We start from the raw sequence: 21,266 nt of genomic DNA, 5'->3' as shown, positions 1-21,266 counted from the left end.
TGCTCGACGGAGTCGGGCTCAGCTGTCGACCCAGTGCGCGCCGGCGGCGATCACCGCAATGGCGGCACAGCCGGCGCGCACCGTGTTCGCCGCCGTCCATCGGCGGCTGTACTCCGGCCAGAACCGAGCACCGTCTCGCTCCAGCCGCCGGTTGAGCGGAACGTTCACGGCCACGGTCACGACGGTGCTCGCCAGCGACGCCCCGGCTATGGCGAGTTCAACGCCCGCTCCCCGCGGCGCCGCCGCCACCGCCAGAGCGGTGGCGGCCACCGCTGCGGATGCGAAGATCACGATGAAGGGTCCACGTTCGGCCTTCCTGTTGATCTGTACCATCGCGGCGGTGGCCTCGTGATGTCCGAGCCGATTCAGTGCGGGCATGACCATCGTCGAAAACGAGGCGTAGACGCCGCTGAGCAGACCTGCGCCCACGACGGCAATGACCTGGATCACGACCAGACTCCAGACGCGGCGGTGCGCCCCGCGTAGGCCTTCAGCGAGGACGGTTGGCGCCCCAGCAGGGCCTGGATGCCGTGCGCGAGCGAGGCGTTACGACCATCCAGAATGTCGGTGAAGAGGTGCGCGAGGGGTGTGGCGTCCTCGGCGGGCACTCCGTCTGCGGCGAGGTCGTCAACGAATGTCGGAACGGCGACCGATTCGAACACGATCCGCCGCGCACAGGCGTCGGTAAGAACCTCGGCCACCTGCGCGAAGGTCAGCAGCTCTGGCCCGGACAACTCGTACGTGGCGTCGAGCGGGTCCGGTCGGGTGAGGGCCAGAACAGCGGCATCCGCGACGTCGCCGAGATCGACGAAGGCTTCGGGCACGTCGGGTGCCGGAAGGCGCAGTCGACCGCGACGAACCGGACCGGCGAGAAAGTGCTCGGAGAAATTCTGTTGAAACCAGGAACAGCGCAAGACCGTGGTCGGAACCCCACCGCTGCGCAGGGCCGCCTCGCTCAATCTTGCGCCCTCCTCGCCGCGACCCGAGAGCAGCACGAGCCGCTCGAGCCCGTGTTGAGCGGCCAGTACGCCCAGTGCGGCCATCTTGTCGGGCGTGCCCGGGAAGGCGAGGTCGGGGGTGAAGCAGACGTACGCCGCCGAGGCGCCGCGGAGAGCGGAAGCCCAGGTCTCGCGGTCTTCCCAGTCGAAGCCGGTGCGGCGGGATGCGGGCCGCGCCGGCAACCCGGAGGCGGCGAAACGGTCGAGGATGCGCGTGCCGGATCGTCCGGCACCACCGAGGATGAGAGTAGTCATGGCTTCAGTACACTGGCATCGGCTTGGACGCGGAATGGGTCACACTGCACAAACCCTTTGTCAGCGTCTAGTCTAGTGGGATGGATCCGTTGACACATTTCCTGGACGGGCCTCGTGCAACCGGCGCTTTTGCTCTCGCCATGCACATGAGCGCCCCGTGGGGCATCTGCGTTCGAGACAACGCCGCCCTCACTGTGCTCGCCGTGACCCGAGGGCAGGCCCGCGTGGACGGAGTGCTGCTCCTGGCCGGTGACGTTGCTCTGATTCGTGGCCCCGAGCCCTATACCGTGACGGATGCCTCCGCCAGCCCGCCGTCGATCGAGATCGGTCCCGGCCAGGTCTGCACCACCCTGGATGGCCGCGATCTGCGGGATGAGCTGCGACACGGCATCCGGCGCTGGGGCAATGCGTTCCCTGGCGAGACCTCGGTTCTGGTCGGCACATACGAACGAACCACTGAGGCCGGCGGCCTCGTCTCCCGCGCCCTGCCTCGACTCGCCATCGTGCCGAACGACCGTGCCGACGGCTCGCTCGTGGGTCTGCTCGAACGCGAGATCGCGAACGATGATCCGGCAGCCCAGGTCGTCGTGGACCGGCTCCTGGACGTGCTGGTGATCAGTACGATCCGGAGTTGGGTCAACGATCCCGACCGCGCGAGAGAGGCAACCTGGCTTACCTGCTCCGACCCTGTGGTGGGGCAGGCTCTCGAGTGTTTGCATGCCGAACCCGCAGCTCCGTGGACAGTGGAGACCCTTGCCCGTCGGGTCAACACCTCACGGGCCTCGCTTGCCGCCCGGTTCAGGACCGGTGTTGGCGAACCGCCGATGAGCTATCTCACCCGCTGGCGCCTCACCCTCGCGGGCGACTTGCTGCATTCCCCCGAACACACCGTCTCAGAAGTCGCTCGCAAGGTCGGCTACACCAACGCCTATGCCTTCAGCACCGCCTTCAAGCGCCAGGTCGGAGCGACACCGTCGGAGTTCCGCCAGCACCGCCCGGCGCTCTGAGGTTCATAGCCGGCGCCCACCGCCACCCCCGGTCGATACCGGCGTGCAGCAGCGGGCCCGAGCGGAACATCGAGATCTCACCGCCGACCATCAGCAGCGCGAAGGCGAGCAGCCCGATTCGCTCGCCCACGCCCAGGCGCATCAGTAGCCGTCGGCCGCGCTTAGCCACCCGACCGGATCTCGGGGCAGGCGTCAGCCCGACCGCGGCCGTGCCGGCACCCGTGCCCGTTGTGACCGGCGGCACCGTCGGCAGCCGGTCGTCGCGCCAGCGCTCCCACCGGTCGATCTTGTCGCTCAGGGCGCCGACTGCATCGAAAAGTTTCTGCCAAGATTCTGGGTCGAGGGTCACCACGTCGCGGCTGCTGACCAACAACAGCCAATCGTCGATGATCTCCACATCGAATCCGCGCACTCGATCGATCAGGCGCGCCATCACATCCGGGGTGAAGAGGTACAGCGCATCCCGCTCGTACTCCTCGGGGCAATACAGGGTGAATGTAGGGTCGTGGGATGACACGACTTCGATGGGGCGCACTGCTCTGGATCGCTGGCCTCGTGACGGTGCCGGCCCAGCTGATCGCGGCCGCGCAGTGGCCGCAGCGGTACTCGTGGACGTCGAACCTGATCAGCGATCTCGGCGTCACCACCTGCGACACCTTCGATGTCGGTACCCGCGTGGAGCGTTACATCTGCTCTCCGGCGCACCTGCTGGTGAACGGATCGTTCATCGTCGTGGGAGCGACGCTCCTGATCGGCTCACTCCTGCTCTGGTCGGCCTGGCCACGGCTGCGCACGGGGCGAGTGGCCATGGCGTTCCTCGCGGCGGGCGGTGTGTTCGTGATGCTGGTTGGTGTGTTCCCCTGGGACACCCATCCCGAAGCGCATAATGTGGTGGCCCTCGCTCAGGCCGTCACTCAGTGGGGCGGCATGATCCTGCTCGCTGTCGCCTCCCGAGGCAACTCTGCTGCGCACTGGATCTCCGCCCTGACGATCGGGAGCCTCCTCGTGTCCGTTCTGGGCTTCGTTCTCTTCGTCGATGTCCTCGGTGGCGGGTCTGTCCAGGCGTTGGGCCGGGGACTTATTGAACGTGTCGCCTTCGATACCCTCACGCTGTGGAGCGCTGTCGTCGGCTTCGTGCTGCTCAAGACGTCTACCCGCACCTCGACCGGCGTTGGCGCGTCGCGCCTGGGGAGGTTACTGCGGTCGAGGTGACGGGTAGCTCGCGGCGCTCGACTACAACCATCCGATCGCAAGATGATCTCACTCTGATGCGATCCGACTATGCCCGCACCAGACCCCACCCCGGCCCCGGATGCCGCCCCCGAGATCGACTGGACCTCCAACGGCATCGAAACAAAGCTGGGCTGGTCCCTCACCGCCATGTACCAGGGCTACTCCCGGGCCGGCAGCGTCGCCGTGGCCGATGTGCCCGGCGGCCCCCGCAGCTACCAGGTGCTCGTGGCGATCACCACCGAGCAGCCCACCTCGCAGCTGGCCCTGGCGCACAGGCTCGGCAAGTGGAGAATATGCCAGAGCCCCTCCTTCATGGCCGGCCTCGGTCTTTGGAGGCACACACAGTCGAAGCGCGAGGCCCCGAACTGGGGCACCAGCTACTGGGGGATGATCGTTTTCCGACAGCCGTGCGCTGCTAACTTGTGGGTGCTGCGCCCTTCCGACCTGTCAGAGACCCATGAACTCGCGGCCCGTGCGCGGGACCATTCATAATCTCGACCGCAAAGGTATCGCTTGCGCACTCTAGGCCATTTGCCCCCGTACGAATCAGAACCCGCGGTTCCTGCGGATAGCCTGACGGCTGGACTAACGTTCGTATTCGTCGCAGTCATTATCGTTCTCGCAGTTGCCCTGGTCTGGGCGCTGGTGACACTTAGACGGCGGCATCTCGTGCGCGGTTCGAGCGACGCCTTGAAGCGGCTCGAGGAGCTGAACTTGCGATCTCAATCACTCGTGCCGAGCACCGCGCCGATTCACCACTCGTACTCTGTGTCCGTTAACACCAAGGCGAAATTTGATCGCTTCGATCTGTCTTCACGGATGAGTGTAAATGTCCTCGAGAGTGAGCTGTGGTACCTGCAAGAGATCGAGACGCGGTTGGTGCCGACGAGGCATTTCAGAACGTACAACCACGACGTCGAAGCCATCGAATTTGGCTCGCTCGGCAGAAGCAGCCATCCCCGCCTCAGCGACGCGAGATTCGCTGCAATCGAAAAGAAGGACTTCAATCGCCGCAAGCTGGCGTATCCAACTCCGACAGCCAAGGTCACCACAACGGTGAAGTACACGAGCCCAAAGGGCCAGAACTCGTATTCACGGCACGTGGACTGGAACTTCGAACAGCTCCAGCAGGGCCTTGACGCCGCGCAGGCGTCTCGTGCACGACAGTCCACGACAGCTGCCCTGCGTCAGCGGGAGCGAAGCCTGATGACCTCAGGTCTCCGTGTGACGATCTTGCGAAGAGATGACTACCGATGCCGGATGTGCGGCGCCTCGGCAGCAGACGGGGCAGTCTTGCACATCGACCACATCACGCCGGTAAGCCGCGATGGCCTGACCGTGCCGGAGAACCTGCAAACGCTCTGTGAGTCGTGCAACCTCGGGAAGAGCAACAGGTTTATCGGCTGACGGTAGGGTGCTTCTTAGGGCCGGGGTAGTTCCATTTTTCATGGTCCTGCGCGGGCGCCGGGTCAAGTCTCGCGGGAGGGCTCCCGCGGCAATCGAACAGGCAGCGGCCCGGCTCAGGGTCAGTGGGCTGACGCGTCTCTCACACGGAGGGTAATAACGCGGCTCCCCACCTGCCGCCCACATGAGCGGACGCGTGTCAGAGCGGTTCACTCAGTTCGGAACCGTCACGTCGGACTCGAACCGGCTCCAAGTTAGTGATGCATGTGCTCCAGCCACCTTCGCGAGGCCGTCCAACATCCCTTCGGTACTGGTGCCGCCGAATCGGGGGGTGACCCAGGTGATTCCATCTTCGATGATGTCGAGGTCGAACCAGAGATGAGCGGGTGTGCGGGCTGGGTGTTCGCGAATGAATGCAGCTTCGACTGATTCATCAGGGGCCGGCTGGACAGCAAGCCACCGCCCAGGCTGCGTGACCGACTGAAGTTCTTGAAGGTGTACGCCGGCGCCATGAAGCTTTTGCAGGGCGAGCTTGACTGCGGCTTGCTTGCTCAGGTTGGGGAAGATCGTGCCTGCTAGCTGGAGGTTGTATCGCGTGAAATCTCGCCCTGCAGAGATCCCGGCAGTGACCGCGGCCCCCTTCTGACGTTGCTGAATCTGGAAGTCTTTTGCTTCGGGGAGGGGGATGATCTGCTGCACATCGAGCAGCACGTCTTTATCCAGTCGGTAAGCGACGAGGCGGAAGCAGGAGATGTCTGTGCTGTAGTTTTCGTTTAGCCATAGGACGGTGCTAGTAATCTCGGTGCTGAAGTCCGCAGCAACGAGGACAATTCGAACGTGATTAGGCAGCTCTTCGATGGGTTCATCTAGCCAGTTGAGGATGGTATCCCTGGCCTCAGCTACTGGGATGTTGCGAGAATCAGCAAGTGTTTGTACCAGGTGGTCCAGGGTCACAGTGGAGACCATTGCTGCATAGCGCAGCGCCTGGAGCTCCATATGCCCACCATCTTCCGTTCGCTTCAACTCCATGACGACCAAGGTGCCAGTGCGATCGATGGCGAGAATGTCAATCCGCCGGCGGGAGTCCTTGAACAAGTTGTACTCCTCGGCGATGACGAGAAGGTCATCGCTGATGATGCTCATCCGCTCAATCAGAAGGCGCTGCAGGTCGTCGCGCTCTCGTATGTGCTCAGCCGCCAGAGTCGTACGCACTAGAGGTTCGATCTTGGAAGTTGAATAGCGGTACAGAGGCATGGGCTCAGTCTGGCGGACTCGAGCAATAAGCGGGTGCATCGTTTTGTTAGTCGTAGTGTGGATCGCGTCCACCGTGAGCAGATCTCGTCACTTCCTCGTTCAGAGCCAGGCACGCAGCGGAGGTCGGTGGTCTCTCAGCCGTCGACGGAATCCGTTGACGCACCAACTGCTAGGTTGGCCGAATGGTCGATCAGACAATCCGGCAGGAGATCGCAGCTTTCGTAGCGGAGCGCGATTGGGCGCAGTTCCACACTCCAGAGAACCTGGCAAAGAGTATCTCCATTGAGGCAAGCGAGCTTCTCGAGTGCTTCCAATGGAACGCTGACGCCGACATGGATCGAGTGCGCGAAGAACTCGCCGATGTCCTCACCTACTGCATCATGCTCGCCGACCGCATCGGGGCAGACCCTGATCAGATCGTTCGCGACAAGCTCGTGACCACGAGAGCGAAATACCCTGCCGACAAGGCTCGGGGGCGCAGTACCAAATATGACGCCCTTTAAGATCGAGCATCTGAAGTTCACTAGCGATTCAATCTCGACTTGGGCCCCCGGCGACCACCGCAATACAAACTGGCCTGTGGTGTACGTCCTGGACGATGTCACTGCCAGTCGCCCGACCATGCGAGGCGGCCGACTCAACGACGTGTACGTGGGTGAGTCCCGAAATGCCGTGGCGCGGATGCGCCAGCATCTGGTTGCCCCGGACAAGAGACACCTCAGTACCGTCAGGGTCATCGTCGACGAGTCCTTCAACAAGTCTGTCTGCCTCGACCTCGAGTCGTACCTTATTAGGATGCTCGCCGGCGATGGTTCGTACCGGGTCCTGAATCGCAACGATGGAATCACCGAATCGGATTACTTCGATCGAGACCGCTATCAAGCCTCGTTTCTGGAGGTGTTTGATCAGCTCAGGCGCGATGGGGTCTTCACGCGGAGTATCCCGGAGATTGAGAACAGCGATCTCTTCAAGCTGTCGCCCTTCAAAGCACTGACCTTGGACCAGGCAGTCGCGGTTGAGGGCATCCTCGAGGGCCTATTCGAGGACCTGGGTTCTGGTGCCACGAGCACTACAGTCGTGCAGGGCGAACCCGGCACTGGTAAGACCGTTGTCGCCATTTACATGTTGAAGCTGCTCGTGGACATTGCCAATTCTGTTCCGACTGAAGATCTTGATAGCGATTCCCTCTTCTCCGAGTTCTTCGGCGGTGAATACAAGAAACGCCTTTCCGGAATCCGAATCGGTCTTGTGGTTCCCCAACAGTCGTTGCGGAACTCGATCAAGAAGGTGTTCAAGAAGACGCCTGGATTGAAGCCCGACATGGTGATGACGGCGTTCGAGGCGGGGGAGTCGGACGAGCACTTTGATCTCCTGATTGTCGACGAATCGCATCGTCTCAACCAGAGAGCCAATCAGCCATCAGGCGTGCAAAACAAGAAGTTCCAGGTGATCACGGAGAAGCTGTTCGGAACCGATGACACAACGAAGACCCAGCTCGATTGGATCCGGGCCAAGAGCACACACCAGATTCTCCTGCTTGACGCCGCACAGAGCGTTCGGCCCGCGGACCTTCCTCCCGAAGTCCTCTCGCAGCTTGTAGAACGTGCGCGCGCGGCCAATCGCAACTACCCCCTCGCCACCCAAATGCGGGTGCGCGCCGGCGCGGACTACGTGGGGTACGTCCGGCGGATACTCAGCCCCGACGTCGGGGCTGACTCGGTACCAATGCGTCCTGAGACGTTTGAAGGATATGACCTTCGCATGTTCGACAGCGTCGCTGACATGCACGCAGAAATCCGTCGCTTGGATGCCGAGGTCGGACTATCGCGGCTGTTGGCCGGATTCGCCTGGGCATGGACGACCAAGACCGACAAAAGCGCCTACGACATCGAGCTTCCGGGCGTTCAGCTTCGTTGGAATGGCACGCAGACTGACTGGGTTGCTTCTGCGACATCGCTTGAAGAGGTCGGGTCTATCCACACCGTGCAGGGGTACGACCTCAACTACGCCGGGGTCATCATCGGCCCCGACCTGAGCTACGACGCTGGCGCTGGGCGGCTTGTCGTCGATCGGTCACAGTACTTCGACAAAAAGGGCAAGGAAAACAACGCGGTCCTTGGCAAGGTCTATACCGACGAAGACCTTTTGCGTTTCATCACCAATATCTACGCGGTCCTGCTGACGCGCGGCATCCGGGGCACCTTCATCTACGTGTGCGATCCAGCTCTTCGTGTGCACTTGCAGCAGTTCATGCCGCACAACTAAGAGACAGCTCCGATACGGGCGGCTGATAGGGGAGGGGACCATCGGGCGCAATGGTGAGCATCCTCCAGCACGTCGCTAGCTAAGCTGACAATACGCATCGACGGCCAAGCAACGGAGTGCACTTGTGAAGAAGAGAATCAATGTCGTCGGTGCTGTTCTCACCCGGGGCCAGACAATTCTTGCGGCACGTCGCAGCTCCACAATGTCGCTGCCTGGCATGTGGGAATTCCCTGGGGGAAAGATCGAGCCGAACGAGTCGCCGGAGCAAGCTTTGCTCCGCGAGCTAGACGAAGAGTTGCTTTGCTCGGCAGAGATCGGCGAGCACGTCGAAACCACGGAGCACGAGTATGACTTCGGGATCGTAATTCTCACCACGTACTACTGCTCGCTAGTTGGGGCTGAACCTCGCCTCACCGAGCATTCAGAGATTCGCTGGGTACAGGCGACCGAGCTGGACCAGCTTGAATGGGCTCCCGCTGACGTACCTGCTGTGGAACGGGTCATGAAAGACTTTCGAGTTTGAGTTCGACCAGCAGGCAGCTAACCCGCGACAACACGTTTGGATTTCTCGATTCACAGGTTGAGGCCGATCAGGTATTTAATCCGACCCTGGTCTCGAACACCGACGGCAATACGATGCTTCGGGCCATTCGCAATGAGCTGAAGCGCTCAGAGCGGTTCGTCTTCTCCGTCGCATTCATCACGCCGAGCGCGATCGCCATGCTCAAACAGGCCCTCCTCGATTTTCGGGGTACCGGAACGATCATCACGTCTACCTACCTCGGATTCAACTCACCCGCCGCGTTCTATGAGCTGCTTAACCTAGAGGGCGTCGACGTCTACGTGCACCCAGATTCGGCTGCAGGCTTCCATGCCAAGGGGTACATCTTCGAGCAAGAATCGAGCACCACAGCCATCGTTGGAAGTTCCAACTTGACAGAACGCGCGCTGCTTCAGAACCACGAGTGGAACCTGCGCTTCTCAGCACTTCCCGACGGTGACATCGTGCAGCAGCTGAAGCGAGCCGCTCAAGCACATGTTGACGCTTCAGCTGCTCTTACCCGGGCCTGGATCGACATGTATGCGTTGACCTGGTCGGCACCGCCTCGCGCTTCTCTGGCCATGCCCGGCGGGACGGAACCGTCTGGTGGTTTTCCGCTGGGCGGAATGATCTTCCCGAACGCAATGCAGGTCGAAGCACTTGCTGAGATTGCTGCGCTGCGGGATGCGGGTGAGCACAAGGCAGTCGTTATTTCTGCAACAGGGACAGGAAAGACAATCCTCTCCGCCCTGGATGTGCGTGCCTATTCACCGGAGCGGATGTTGTTCGTTGTGCACCGCGAACAGATCCTCGACCGTGCCATCGATGAGTTCAAGCGAGTACTGGGTGCCCCGGATAGCGACTTTGGCAAGTTTGTGGGGTCTAAGAAGGAACTCGACCGCCGCTACGTCTTTGCTTCGATCCAATCGCTGTCACGGCCAGAGAATCTCGAAGCGATCCCGCCCGAAGCCTTTGACTATGTCCTGATCGACGAAGTCCACCGTGCCGGTGCCGTCAGCTACCGACGGCTGATCGACTACCTCGAGCCGGACTTCCTCCTCGGAATGACAGCGACTCCGGAGCGTACCGACGATTTCAACGTCTTTGAGCTATTCGACTACAACGTGCCGTACGAGATTCGCCTCCAGAAGGCCCTTGAGGCAGACATGTTGGCGCCGTTTCATTACTACGGCGTGACCGACTTTGTTCAAGCGGACGGCGAGGTCATCGATGAGGTGGCAGACCTCAGTCGGCTTGTGGCCTCTGAGCGGGTGGATCATCTCGTGTCGACGATCGAACGCTACGGCCACGCTGGCGTTCCGGTTCGAGGGCTGATTTTCTGCAGCAAGAACGCTGAGGCGGCCGAGCTCGCCACTCTTCTGAATCGACGGGATGTCCATGGCCACCGGCTGCGCACCCGCGCACTGAGCGGCACAGACTCGGTCGAAGAACGCGAGCTGGTTGTGCAGATGTTGGAGTGCGGCGAGCTTGACTACATCGCGACTGTAGACATCTTCAACGAGGGAATCGACATCCCATCGGTCAATCAAGTGATCATGCTCCGGCAGACGCTCTCCAGCATCGTGTTCACACAGCAATTGGGGCGCGGACTTCGAAAGGCTGCAGGCAAGGACCACCTCGTAGTCATCGACTTCATCGGCAATTACGACAACAACTACCTGATCCCCATTGCGCTGTTCGGCGACAGCACCCTGAACAAGGACTCGATCCGCAAGAAGATCATCGATGCTCAAGAAGCGGGCGCCATCGCGGGGCTATCGAGCGTCAACTTCGACGAGATATCGAGGGAGAGGATTTTCGCGTCCCTCGCGACCACAACCCTCGACAGCATGACCAATCTGAAGAAGTCCTTCCTCGAGCTCATGAACCGGTTGGGGCGTCCGCCGGCGCTACTCGACTTCGCTCGCTTCGATCTGGTTGACCCTGTGGTGATAGCGACGAAGCAGAAGAACTACTGGCGTTTCCTGTGCAAAGTTCGGGCGGCCAACGTCGAGGCCAGCCCTTACGAGAACGCTATTCTGACTTATCTCTCGGGGGAGCTCTTGAACGGCAAGCGCCCCCATGAGCTCCTGCTCCTCGCTGAACTTCTGTCCGCCCGGGACGGAGTGACGGTTGAAGAATTCAAAGCATTGCTGGAGGAGAGCGATCTGTCCAGCGAGCCGGCAACTGTCGATTCAGTGCTCGCTCTGCTGAGCCTGTCATTCTTCACGGAGGCGGATGTCGCAAAGTACGGTTCCTCCCCGATCGTCTCCCTCCGGGACGGGATCTATCGCCTGGGCGACGACTTTTCCGAGGCATGGGACAGAGAATCGATGTTCCGCGATCAGGTGCAGGATGTCCTGGACACCGGGCTATATCTGGCCCGGCACCGCTACAAATGGACGGGACGGCTCGAAGTAGGCCAACGATATTCCCGCAAGGACGTCTGCCGACTCCTCAACTGGAAATCGAATCAGCAAAGCACAATCTACGGCTACAAGGTCGATACCTTCTCGAACAGCTGCCCCATTTTCGTCACGTACCACAAGGGCGCTGAGGTGTCAGAGAGCACGAAGTACGAAGATGCCTTTATCAACCCGTCAACCTTGACTTGGTTCACCCGCAGTCGGCGCACCCTTGTTAGCGGAGAGGTGAAGGCCATTGTGGAGAATCGACTTCCGCTTCACGTGTTCGCGAAGAAGGACGACGCGGAAGGTACCGACTTCTACTACCTCGGCCAAGCAACATCTCAGGACGCCAGACAGACAAAGATGTCCGGGGAGGGAGGAAGCAACCTCGATGTGGTCTCGATGACCCTTGGTCTCGCAAGCCCTATTGAATCAAGTCTCTACGAGTACTTTGCATCAGGTGCCGGTGCCTCGGCTGCGCCTTTAACTCGATACCGCAAGGAGATGAGAGAGCCCGCAAGGCGGTGAAGATAGCCACCCAAATGCAACAACCGGGCTAACCGCCGGGGATAGCCCTATGGGCGCATGCAGAAGCGTGCGCGCTCGTTGCTGCTCTGCCGTCTTCGCCGCCTAGGACCGGAATCGGCCACCTTCGCCAAGGCGCAGGCCGCCGCAGAAGGGTGGTGGCCATGTCGTCAGCGTGGAACACGGGGTTCGATACAGGAAAATCGACCGACGTAGTGCTCGTGGGAGGCCAACTCCGCCGAGGCGGCTGGATCGACGGGGTTCTTCACTCTCACGATAATTCCGGCGACGCCGACCCCAACCGCACCACCACCTTGTCGGGCGAGATACACCATCGCCTTGTTGCCGCGGGTGAGTATCAGACCATCCGTGGATTCGGCACGGCCATCATCGAAGCCGGGGACATAGAAACTCTCTTTGTCGGTAAGGCGACCATAGACGACTACTACGCTCTTAACCCGGCCTTCAATCCAAACAGTAAAGTCGTCGATCTAGCCGCAGACGGACCTATAGGAATCGCCGGCGACGGTGGCGGAGATGGTGCTGAAGTGCAGGATCATCTCAACTTGAGACACCGAATCGACTGGCGCGTGCGCCGATCATGCCTACGGCGTCATCGAAGCTGCTCACGCCACCGGATGCATTCACCTGGGCCGGTTCCCCACGGCCTGCATCATCAGGCGCACGGCGAGCACGGTTGCCCCGCTGGCGGGGTGTAAACCGATGGACGTCTTGACGAAGTCGGCGCTCGCAGCGAGGGCGGCCTAGCAGACGGCGACCATCTCGGCATCCGTTGTCGTGACGCCAGGTCCCGCCTCCAACCGCTGAGTTCCTTCAATAAGGTGGACTTCGATTTGCAGCGTTGTGAAAGTGGAGGGCAGGAGGCGATACGTTCTTCTAGGGGGCACTTCCTGTGGCCAGGTAGCGAGGCATGTGATGCGGATTCAGCCCTTCGAGGTACGAAACTGCAAGGGCGTAGCTCGGGCTGCTGTAGACGGATTGTCTGCTGCTCCGACTGTTGTCATAAGCGGCAGGAATGGCACTGGGACAACGCTGTAGGTAAAAGTGAACGGCCGCCACGGGCTCTGCTGGGCGATGCCGCTATGAAGGGCGACCGAAGCGTCATCCGAATTTCGGTCTCAACAGGAGTTATTGTTCGATAGTGTCATGAACATGTTGGAAAATTTCGGTGTAGTCCTGTCAAGCGTAGCTACTGTCTTCATCGTCTTTCTTGGGCCGAGACTGTTGCCAGTCTCTCGCTGGACGCGCCAGCTCGCGGTCGATGTGGCGATCCTAGGCCAATTGCCCGAAGGCGCAGAAAAAGATCAGTTCGCAGTGCACGTTCGAAGGCAGATTGCGCGGCTGAGCATGTACCGGGCGAAGATGACGGGAACGAACAGGGGCGTTACTTACGCCACCTGGAGCTTGATTGCGGTCTTCACCTTGCTGATCGCGGTTATCAGTCTGATCTCAGTCGCTGGAGGCCTCAACTTCTGGTCAGCGATTGCGGGGACGGAAGGGTTCATAATCCTCGGGGTGACGGCCGCCCTCGGATATGGCGTCTTTCAAGCGCTGGGAGGGATGCTCGTACCAAGTCTGGAAAAGATTGATACTTCCGGGAGGTAGCCTTCGATGAGATGCAGCCGGTTTCCCGCATTGCCAACCGCCTCTTCCGAGTCGCCTGCTTCGATTTTCGCGGAGGTCCATCTGCGCGCCGAGACGGATGCGTGTGTGCGCGTAGCGGCTGAACACCAGGCAGGCGGAGGCGAACGGGCGCCCCGGGCCCGCAGGGCACTGCCGATGAGGATGGCGGCCATGGAGGCCGAATCGGATGAACTCGCTACCGCGAAAGGCATGCCGGCCGCCACGAAGACACAGTGCCGATCGAGCGCACCTGGCGGTGGCGTGCGGCGATTAGACCGAAGGCAGAGTAGAACAGGACCGGTTGGGCTCTTCCTTTCGAGCTCGACGACCGCGTGGCGCGACTTCAGAAACTCCGAGAACTGACGGAATCCCAGAGTCCGTTCCTGAAATGACGGATCCATGCGCCGCACCTGCCTTTTGAGCGCCGACGCGTGTTGCCACTCCTCGTCGTTGTTCGCCAGCAGGTCCATTGCCCGAACCAGCAGGGCTGTCGCGGCCTTGCGCGCGGCCGGGCTGACGGCCGGGTTTGCGGGCGCGCTTGCTTCGGCACCGTCCGGTTCTCCACAGGCCGGCAACACAAAGTCTGACACCGCAGATGCTGCTGCCGGCGCATCCGCTGACTCGACCACGTGTGCGGTGAGTTGTGCCGCGCTCACCACACCGGGGAGGGAATCGTAGTCGGCAAACTCGTGGCAGGCCGCGGCCAGGGAGGTGCTGGTGGCCCCTGACACGCCGATGCCGATGATGTAACGGCCGATCCGCTTGCAGTGTTGGGCGAGCGGGATGTAGTCCGAGTCAGCGGCAACCATGACGATGTGAGTGAGGTCAGCGGAACGGAACGAATCCTCCATCACATCGATGGCCAGTCGGATGTCCGCCCATTCTTGAGCGACGCCACTGTCGGGAACAGCTGGATGAGGTCTACGGCACGGTCGGTGAGCTGCCGTTGGTACCGGGCGTTGACCGCGGCCGACCAGTCGGCGTAGGCACGGCTGATGACGATGGAGCCGAACGATGATGCGTAGTCCAGCATTGCACCGATGTCGATGACTGCGAGTTGGATGCGGGCGGTGACGGCCGGGTCGGACTTGGCATGGCTGTTGGTGTGGTGGCGTGCTTTGTCCTTGGCGAACTGATTGGTGCCGTGCAGCTGGTTGTAGCGAGAGGTGACGATGTTGTCGAAGTCCAAGTAGAGCCCAACCCGATCTTCGGACTGCTCGGCGTTTGTCGGTCGGTACCGGTTACGCGCACCTGTCCCCACCCGTCAGTCTCTCGGTCGTTGTTCGATGGCGCAACTCAGCGTCTTGCGGGCAGGTGGATGTGCGGAGTTGGTGCCGTGGGCTCATCTGGCCGAGCGCCGAAATGCGCCACCGCCGTGGGCAGGGTAGACGCCGACAGCGCCCGGACTGGGGGTGGGCGGTGGACATTAGTCTTCTCCAAGCCTGCCACTCTGAGGGGAGCGCATTTAGCGCAGCTGAGGCGCAGGCAGCCCATCCCGTACCGACTCAAAGTTGAAGACGATAACTAGCCCGGGGAGTGTGCAGCTGAGCTCGTCGACGGCAAGTGGGAATTCGCTCTGATTGGTGGCGTACGTAAAGTCACTCGGATGGGTGCCGCCCAAGTGGCCACTCGGGAGCGCCAATAGGATGTGCCTCAGTGGGGTTCAGCAGGATTAGTACTCGACCTAATCGCAACTCGCGAGGGCGATAGCTTGAAACGAGATGCAAGGGGAATCGTCCATGGCCGACGATATCGAACTAGTGAAGATTGAGGCCTTAACGAGAGGTTCGGATGCCTAGTTCGGTATTGCAAGTTCGTTTTCAAGACGCGGCATTGAGCCCTGCACTTAGCGTGCTTTGCGCGGGCTTCGAACTCGGCGACTGGCGCGCGCAGTCATTGACGGACGACCTGTTTCAGCGACATCTCACTTCCTTCGCATTGAGCTATTCGGAGCACGACGCAATCACAGGTGCAACTGCCGCGCGATCTTTAAAGCGTGCGGCTGAAGTCGTGTACGCAACTAACAAATATCGTCGGCGTGGTGAGTTCGGAGAACTAATCTTGCATGCCGCTCTTGTAGATTTTTTCGGCGCGACGCCCGCTGTTAGCAAGATCTACTACAAGGACAGCGATAACGACACAGTCAAGGGCTTCGACTCTGTTCATTTGGTCGCCGCATCTGACTCAGTGGAGATCTGGCTTGGGGAAGCGAAGTTCTACAAGGATTTGAACAGCGCGATTGACGAAGCTGCGAAATCGATCTCAGATCATCTCACTCGGGACTTTCTCCGGAGGGAATTCGTGGCTATCACCAACAAGCTCGATTCGAATTGGCCCCACGCCGTTGAATTCGCCGACGCTCTAGATGAGGCAACGAGCCTCGATGACATCGCCAAGACAATTGTTATTCCAGTACTCATCACATACGAAAGTGAAGCGTCTGCCGCAGCTGTCGCACACGATAGTGACTACATTGCGGCGATCGAACTGGAGGCTAGGGAAGCGTGGTCAAGGTTCGCCAGGAAAGATCTTGGGACTAAGTTGACCGTCACCCTTCAACTTATCTTGCTTCCTATGCAGAGCAAGGAGCGTTTGCTCAATCTCATGCACCAAAAACTCAATCTTTACAAGCACCTCTAATTGGACGGCGATCTGATGACTGACACGTTTACGGAGCTTCGCGAAATAGCACGACTAAGTAGAAGAGCCGAACATCGGAATTTGGGTCGAGACCGCTTAATTAGGTTTCTCGACACATATTCCACGGCCGGGCCGGAGCTGCCAATCGTTGACTCGCTGTGCGCCAGCTTCGGGCTGTTTCCTTACATGTCGACGTCCGTTGGCGAGGGATCGATTGAGGCGCTCGCAGTCGAATATCACACTCCCCAAGATCTTGCGAAAGAAGGTTTCACCTTTCACGCCAAACAGCAGGAGGTCTACCAGCGACTCATGGATGGAGAGAACGTCATTCTGTCCGCCCCCACCTCCTTTGGAAAATCGGCGATTCTTGACGCACTTGTAGCGAGCAACAAATGGTCCAACATAGTGGTGATTGTTCCGACGATCGCGCTTATTGACGAGACACGCCGTCGCATATCTCGGTTCCGAGACGACTACACCATCATCACCTCAACATCCCAAACCCCTTCCGAACGGTCGATATTCGTACTCACACAGGAGCGATTCCTGGAGCTTCCTAAATTCCCGTCTGTGGACCTGTTCCTGATAGACGAGTTCTACAAGCTTGGTTCCGTGGAGTCATTTGATCAGCGACGATCCCTGCTAAATCTCACTTGGAAGAAACTGAAGGACACCGGAGCTCAGTATTACTTGATCGGCCCCAACATTGACTCGCTTGTGGCCGGCGTCGATCCGGAAGTGCGTGCCAATTTAGTGCGAACTGAATTTACGACGGTAGTCGTTGACGTAATTGATCGTTCGGGAGTCGAAGACCAACTCGCGGACTTGAAGGGTCTGCTGGCTTTGGAGGCAAACGATTCCACCCTGGTCTTCTCTGGATCCCCCGATAAGGCGGAGACGTTGGCAACTGAGCTTCTTGGGTCCGTACCGGTGCCGGATACCGACAGCCGATCAAACTCGGTTGCGGATTGGCTCAGCGAGAATTATGACCCGGCCTGGCGAACTGTAGTCGCGCTAAAGGGTGGGATTTCAGTGCACACCGGCGTGGTGCCGCGTCCTGTTCAACGGATGATGGTTCGGCTGTTCAACGCTGGCAATGTGCCAGCCATGGTTTGCACCTCTACGCTTATTGAGGGTGTAAACACTTCGGCAAAGAACGTCGTTATTTACGACCACAAGATCGATAACGAACTCCTCAGCTTCTTCACCTTTAGCAACATCCGAGGTCGCGCGGGGCGGATGTTCAGGCATTTCGTAGGCAAGGTCTACACCTATTCGGCGCCGCCCGTTGATGAGGCGACCGAGGTCGATATCCCGATTGAATCCCAATCGGAACTAGCTTCGCTAGCGACATTGGCACAACTCGAATACGCGGATCTTCAAGGGCCGGCACGGGAACGTGCGAAACACATTTTTGAGCAAGACGTCCTCGGCTTGTCGACCATTCGCTCGAACCGGGGTTTAGATCCCGATCTGCAGATTCAGTTAGCCACGCGCTTTCTCTCAAACCCTAGCGAAGTGATGTCATTGGGCTGGTCTGGATCCCCAAACTCCAGTCAACTTAGATCTGCACTCAAAATTGCGTTCGACGAGCTGCTGATTCCGAGGCAACGCCGAGGCATAAACTTCGACATGCTTTGGGGCAAACTTCAAAACGCTCGAATAAATGCCGGCAATTTCTCAGCGATGGTCAGTCAGCAGGAAAAGTACCTTCGCCCGGGTCAGGACCGCGGCGACGCCGTCATGGATGTTCTTAGATTCCAACGTAGTTGGATGGGTTTTACGATCCCCTCCATGTTGCGTGGATTGCAATCAATTCAGTCAGAACTCGGTGAGCGACTTGGCGCGCCGCGAAGCAACTATGAGTTCGTCCTGAGGGAGGTTGAGTCTCTTTACTTGGCTCCTGGACTAGTCGAATTGGAAGAGTATGGGATCCCTATTCCGCTGGGGATCAAGCTGAAGGAGCTCGGCCTACAAGGGGACAACGCGGTCGAACTAATCCTTTCTATCGAACAGGCCTATCGCGCCCCAAGAGTCATACGGCACCTGTCCAGCGTGGAGCAATGGATCCTAGATGACGTAGTTGAGGGCATGGGCGGAGGCCGCGATTCCTCATAGAATGCTCGTAGCGCCTCAGGGCAGCTGCCGGAGTCGACTAACTCCTGGCGGTGACCACTTGGCCGTCCCACCGAACTTGTCAGGCAGGCCCTTGCCAGGTGATCGACGTCGCCTAATAGGTGCCGCCCGGGGCTTTGCCGGCGAGGAGCGCGGCGCTGCCCGAGATGCCTAGGCGTGTCGCACCGGCTTCAATCATTGAGCGCGCGTCATCGAAGGTACGAACGCCGCCCGACGCCTTTACCTGAGCCCGGCGGCCAACGGTCTGCTTCATCAGGCGCACGGCATGCGCGGTTGCACCACCGCTCGGGTGGAAGCCGGTGGAGGTTTTGACGAAGTCGGCACCGGCGGCCACGGCGGCTTCGCAGATGGCGACGATCTCGGCATCCGTCAGCGCCGCGAATTCGATGATCACCTTGAGCACCTTCGGGGCCGGGATGCTGACGCGCACCGCGGCGATGTCGGACTGCACGTCGGCGAAGCGGCCGGCCTTGGCCGCGCCGATGTCGATGACCATGTCGATCTCGTCGGCGCCCTGGGCGATGGCGAGGGCGGCCTCGGTGGCCTTGATGCTGCTGTGGTGCTTGCCGCTGGGGAAGCCGCAGACGACGGCGACCTTGAGGTCGGCGCCGGCGGGGATGGTGAGCGGCAGCATCGAGGGGGAGACGCAGACCGAGTAGGTGCCGAGTTCGATGGCCTCGGCGATGAGGGCGGTCACATCGGCGGCGGTGGCCTCGGGCTTGAGCAGGGTGTGGTCGATCATACGGGCGACGCTGGCGGCGTCGGGGGAGAGGTTGGTCATGACATCAGTCCTGAGTTGGTGATGAGTTCGGGGGTGCCGTGCGGGCCAGCAGGGGTGCCTGCGAGGGTGGCGTGGGCGGCGGCGATGACGGCGTCGAGGTGGATGCCGCGCAGGCGGAGCACCTCGGGGCCTCTGCCCGATTCGCCGAACTCTTCGACCGAGACCACTTGGCCGTCGAGGCCCACCCAGCGGTACCAGGCGTCGCCGCGGCCGGCCTCCACGGCCACCCGGGCGCGCACGGCGGCGGGCAGCACCTGCTCGCGGTAGTCGGCGCTCTGCTCGGCGAACCACTCGACGCAGGGCATCGAGACCACGCGGGCGCTGATGCCGACCGAGGCGAGGTGGGTGGCGGCCTCGATGGCCAGGTGCACCTCGCTGCCGGTAGCCAGGATCGCCAGGTCGGCTCCATCGCTGTGCTGCCATCGCACGTAGCCGCCGGCGGTCACCCCGGCGACGGTGGTGTCGGTGCTGGCCAGCACGGGCAGGTCTTGCCGACTGAGGATGAGCGCGACCGGGCGGTCGGGGGAGGCGAGGATGCGCTGCCAGGCGGCGACGACCTCCACGGAGTCGGCGGGGCGCACCACGTCGAGCCCGGGCACGGTGCGGAGTGACGCGATCTGCTCGACCGGCTGGTGGGTGGGGCCGTCTTCGCCGACGGCCACGGAGTCGTGGGTGTACACGTAGACGGTGCCGAGTCCCATCAGGGCGGCCAGGCGGATGCTCGGGCGCATGTAGTCGCTGAACACCAGGTAGGTGGAGGCGAACGGGCGCCACGGGCCCTGCAGGGCGATGCCGCTGAGGATGGCGGCCATGGCGTGCTCGCGGATGCCGAACCGGATGAACTCGCCGGCCGGGTTGGCGGCGGAGAACCGGTCGCCGTCGACCTCCACGGTGGTGGAGCCGGCCAGGTCGGCGGAGCCGCCCCAGAGCGGGGCCTGGCCCTGCAGGGCGCGCAGCACGGCGCCGTTGGTCTTGCGGGTGGCGATCTGGTCGCCGGGCTCGCCGAGCTTCACGGTGTCGAGGGCGGCGGTGCTGAATTCGCCACCACGGAAGGCCCGCCAGCGCGCTGCAGCCTCGGGCTCGCGGGTGGCCCAGGCGGCGAGGTCGGCCTCCCAGGCGGTATGCATCCTCTCGCCGCGGGCCAGCGCCTCGCGGGTGTGCTCGAGGGTGTCGGGGGCCACGAGGTCGTTCAGCGGGGCGTCGGGCGCGAAGCCCAGGGTGGTCTTCACGAGCGCGAGTTCGTCGGCGCCGAAGCCGCCGGAGTGCGCGGCGGAGGTGCCGCCGAACTTGGCGGAGGGGGCGCCGATGACGGTGCGGAGGGCCACCAGGGTGGGCTTGCCGGTGCGCTCGGCGGCCTCGCGCAGGGTGGCCTCGAGGGCGTCGAGGTCGTTGGGGGTGTCGATCTCGAGCACCCGCCATCCGTAGGCTCGGTACCGGGCGCGCACGTCTTCGGCGAAGGTCGCGTCGGTGTTGGAGTCGATGGTGATGCCGTTGTCGTCCCAGATCAGCACCAGGTTGTCGAGGCCGAGGGTGCCGGCCAGGCTCGACGCCTCACCGGAGACGCCCTCCTGCAAGCAGCCGTCGCCGGCGAGCACCCATGTGGTGTGGTCGAGCAGGGCGGAGCCGGGGGTGAACACGGCGCTCTCGTGCCGGGCGGCCATGGCCATGCCCACGGCGGATGCGACGCCCTGGCCGAGCGGGCCGGTGCTCATCTCCACGCCCACGGTGTGGTGCACCTCGGGGTGGCCGGGGGTCCTGGAGCCCAGGGTGCGGCTCTTGGCGAGGTCGTCGAGGGTGAGCCCGTAGCCGGTGAGGAACAGCTGGGTGTAGAGCAAAAGACTGGCGTGACCGGCGGAAAGAACGAACCGGTCTCGGGCGGGCCAGTCGGGCTGGGCGGGGGAGTGGCGCAGGACCCGGGAGAACAACACGTGGGACACTGGTGCCAATGCCATGGCGGTGCCGCCGTGTCCGTGACCTTTAGCCTGTACCACGTGGGCGGCCAAGGCTTGGGCGCTCGCCACGGCTCGGGCGTCGAGCTCGGTGTGCGTCGTCGTTGACGGGGATTTCTTCGTTTCGGTAGCCATGCGAGACACTTTGGTATACAAATGTACTTAAGTCAACAAGGGGTTTGGCTGCCGTGTCAGCGCGCAGTCCGGTTCTTCGGAAGGAACGGGA

20 protein-coding genes are annotated in these 21,266 nt (G+C 61.4%); 12 read left to right on the top strand and 8 right to left on the bottom strand.

The features are described from left to right. Positions 1-18: 18 nt before the first annotated feature. Together C3B61_RS17365 and C3B61_RS17360 are read right to left on the bottom strand one after the other, a co-directional pair. On the bottom strand, positions 19-450 hold the full coding sequence (locus C3B61_RS17365; protein WP_103461737.1) for an anthrone oxygenase family protein: 432 nt from the start codon (positions 448-450) through the stop codon (positions 19-21). Then, entirely contained in the window at positions 447-1,253 is an 807-nt protein-coding gene (locus tag C3B61_RS17360) for an SDR family oxidoreductase (protein ID WP_103461736.1), read from the bottom strand. Before C3B61_RS17360 ends, C3B61_RS17365 begins: the two co-directional genes overlap by 4 nt. Positions 1,254-1,333: 80 nt before the next feature. Between C3B61_RS17360 and C3B61_RS17355 the strand changes: the two genes are divergently transcribed. After that, positions 1,334-2,260, top strand: coding sequence for an AraC family transcriptional regulator (locus C3B61_RS17355; protein ID WP_103461735.1), 927 nt, complete (start codon positions 1,334-1,336; stop codon positions 2,258-2,260). Here C3B61_RS17355 and C3B61_RS20255 read toward each other — a convergent pair. Then, positions 2,202-2,777 carry a hypothetical protein gene (locus tag C3B61_RS20255; RefSeq protein WP_133160354.1) on the bottom strand — a complete coding sequence of 192 codons (576 nt, stop codon included), beginning with the start codon at positions 2,775-2,777 and terminating at the stop codon, positions 2,202-2,204. The two genes, C3B61_RS17355 and C3B61_RS20255, sit on opposite strands and share 59 nt — an antisense overlap. Between C3B61_RS20255 and C3B61_RS17345 the strand changes: the two genes are divergently transcribed. The 3 genes from C3B61_RS17345 (at position 2,771) to C3B61_RS17335 (ending at position 4,900) form a co-directional block, all read left to right on the top strand. Continuing rightward, positions 2,771-3,472: a DUF998 domain-containing protein gene (locus C3B61_RS17345; RefSeq protein WP_103461733.1), complete on the top strand. Its 702-nt coding sequence runs from the start codon at positions 2,771-2,773 to the stop codon at positions 3,470-3,472. The genes C3B61_RS20255 and C3B61_RS17345 overlap by 7 nt on opposite strands. A gap of 69 nt (positions 3,473-3,541) precedes the next feature. Continuing rightward, positions 3,542-3,985 (top strand): hypothetical protein, encoded by a 444-nt coding sequence (locus C3B61_RS19970; protein WP_208858848.1) that lies wholly within the window; start codon positions 3,542-3,544, stop codon positions 3,983-3,985. A 177-nt stretch (positions 3,986-4,162) separates the two neighbouring features. After that, on the top strand, positions 4,163-4,900 hold the full coding sequence (locus C3B61_RS17335; protein WP_133160353.1) for an HNH endonuclease: 738 nt from the start codon (positions 4,163-4,165) through the stop codon (positions 4,898-4,900). Between the two features lie 210 nt (positions 4,901-5,110). On the opposite strand, the gene C3B61_RS17330 is transcribed toward C3B61_RS17335, so the two are convergent. Next, the gene (locus C3B61_RS17330; RefSeq protein ID WP_133160352.1) at positions 5,111-6,151 is read right to left on the bottom strand and encodes a PDDEXK family nuclease; all 1,041 of its coding nucleotides are present in this window, start codon (positions 6,149-6,151) and stop codon (positions 5,111-5,113) included. Positions 6,152-6,333: 182 nt separating this feature from the next. Between C3B61_RS17330 and C3B61_RS17325 the strand changes: the two genes are divergently transcribed. From C3B61_RS17325 to C3B61_RS19570, 6 genes are all read left to right on the top strand, one after another. Next, positions 6,334-6,654, top strand: a complete 321-nt coding sequence (locus C3B61_RS17325) for a nucleotide pyrophosphohydrolase (RefSeq protein ID WP_103461730.1) — start codon at positions 6,334-6,336, stop codon at positions 6,652-6,654. Positions 6,655-6,730: 76 nt separating this feature from the next. Then, complete coding sequence (locus C3B61_RS17320; protein ID WP_341866784.1) at positions 6,731-8,416, top strand: DNA/RNA helicase domain-containing protein; 1,686 nt, start codon at positions 6,731-6,733, stop codon at positions 8,414-8,416. A 124-nt stretch (positions 8,417-8,540) separates the two neighbouring features. Beyond that, positions 8,541-8,939, top strand: a complete 399-nt coding sequence (locus C3B61_RS17315) for a (deoxy)nucleoside triphosphate pyrophosphohydrolase (RefSeq protein ID WP_103461728.1) — start codon at positions 8,541-8,543, stop codon at positions 8,937-8,939. After that, positions 8,936-11,893 (top strand): DEAD/DEAH box helicase, encoded by a 2,958-nt coding sequence (locus C3B61_RS17310; protein ID WP_103461727.1) that lies wholly within the window; start codon positions 8,936-8,938, stop codon positions 11,891-11,893. The genes C3B61_RS17315 and C3B61_RS17310 overlap by 4 nt, the downstream gene beginning before the upstream one ends. 161 nt (positions 11,894-12,054) lie before the next feature. Beyond that, positions 12,055-12,609: a hypothetical protein gene (locus C3B61_RS19575; RefSeq protein WP_133160351.1), complete on the top strand. Its 555-nt coding sequence runs from the start codon at positions 12,055-12,057 to the stop codon at positions 12,607-12,609. Between the two features lie 454 nt (positions 12,610-13,063). Then, positions 13,064-13,516, top strand: a complete 453-nt coding sequence (locus C3B61_RS19570; RefSeq protein ID WP_133160350.1) for a hypothetical protein — start codon at positions 13,064-13,066, stop codon at positions 13,514-13,516. On the opposite strand, the gene C3B61_RS20250 is transcribed toward C3B61_RS19570, so the two are convergent. Both C3B61_RS20250 and C3B61_RS20245 read right to left on the bottom strand, forming a co-directional pair. Further along, the gene (locus C3B61_RS20250; protein WP_341866783.1) at positions 13,456-14,385 is read right to left on the bottom strand and encodes an NYN domain-containing protein; all 930 of its coding nucleotides are present in this window, start codon (positions 14,383-14,385) and stop codon (positions 13,456-13,458) included. The genes C3B61_RS19570 and C3B61_RS20250 overlap by 61 nt on opposite strands. Beyond that, on the bottom strand, positions 14,385-14,723 hold the full coding sequence (locus C3B61_RS20245; RefSeq protein WP_341866782.1) for a PIN domain-containing protein: 339 nt from the start codon (positions 14,721-14,723) through the stop codon (positions 14,385-14,387). The genes C3B61_RS20250 and C3B61_RS20245 overlap by 1 nt, the downstream gene beginning before the upstream one ends. A 602-nt stretch (positions 14,724-15,325) precedes the next feature. Here C3B61_RS20245 and C3B61_RS17300 point away from each other — a divergent pair. Together C3B61_RS17300 and C3B61_RS17295 are read left to right on the top strand one after the other, a co-directional pair. Beyond that, complete coding sequence (locus tag C3B61_RS17300) at positions 15,326-16,174, top strand: HamA C-terminal domain-containing protein (RefSeq protein ID WP_103461726.1); 849 nt, start codon at positions 15,326-15,328, stop codon at positions 16,172-16,174. A gap of 15 nt (positions 16,175-16,189) precedes the next feature. Beyond that, positions 16,190-18,292 carry a DEAD/DEAH box helicase gene (locus C3B61_RS17295; RefSeq protein WP_133160349.1) on the top strand — a complete coding sequence of 701 codons (2,103 nt, stop codon included), beginning with the start codon at positions 16,190-16,192 and terminating at the stop codon, positions 18,290-18,292. 112 nt (positions 18,293-18,404) lie between these two features. Here C3B61_RS17295 and deoC read toward each other — a convergent pair whose 3' ends face one another. Then, entirely contained in the window at positions 18,405-19,091 is a 687-nt protein-coding gene (gene deoC, locus C3B61_RS17290; protein WP_103461724.1) for a deoxyribose-phosphate aldolase, read from the bottom strand. After that, the gene (gene tkt, locus C3B61_RS17285) at positions 19,088-21,175 is read right to left on the bottom strand and encodes a transketolase (RefSeq protein WP_103461723.1); all 2,088 of its coding nucleotides are present in this window, start codon (positions 21,173-21,175) and stop codon (positions 19,088-19,090) included. The genes deoC and tkt overlap by 4 nt, the downstream gene beginning before the upstream one ends. Positions 21,176-21,266: the final 91 nt, after the last annotated feature.

The organism is Cryobacterium zongtaii (genome assembly GCF_002909375.1).
GTDB classification, from domain to species: Bacteria; Actinomycetota; Actinomycetes; order Actinomycetales; family Microbacteriaceae; genus Cryobacterium; species Cryobacterium zongtaii.
The sequence above is the reverse complement of the archived record's forward strand: the minus strand, read 5'-3'. Positions and strand labels throughout refer to the sequence as shown.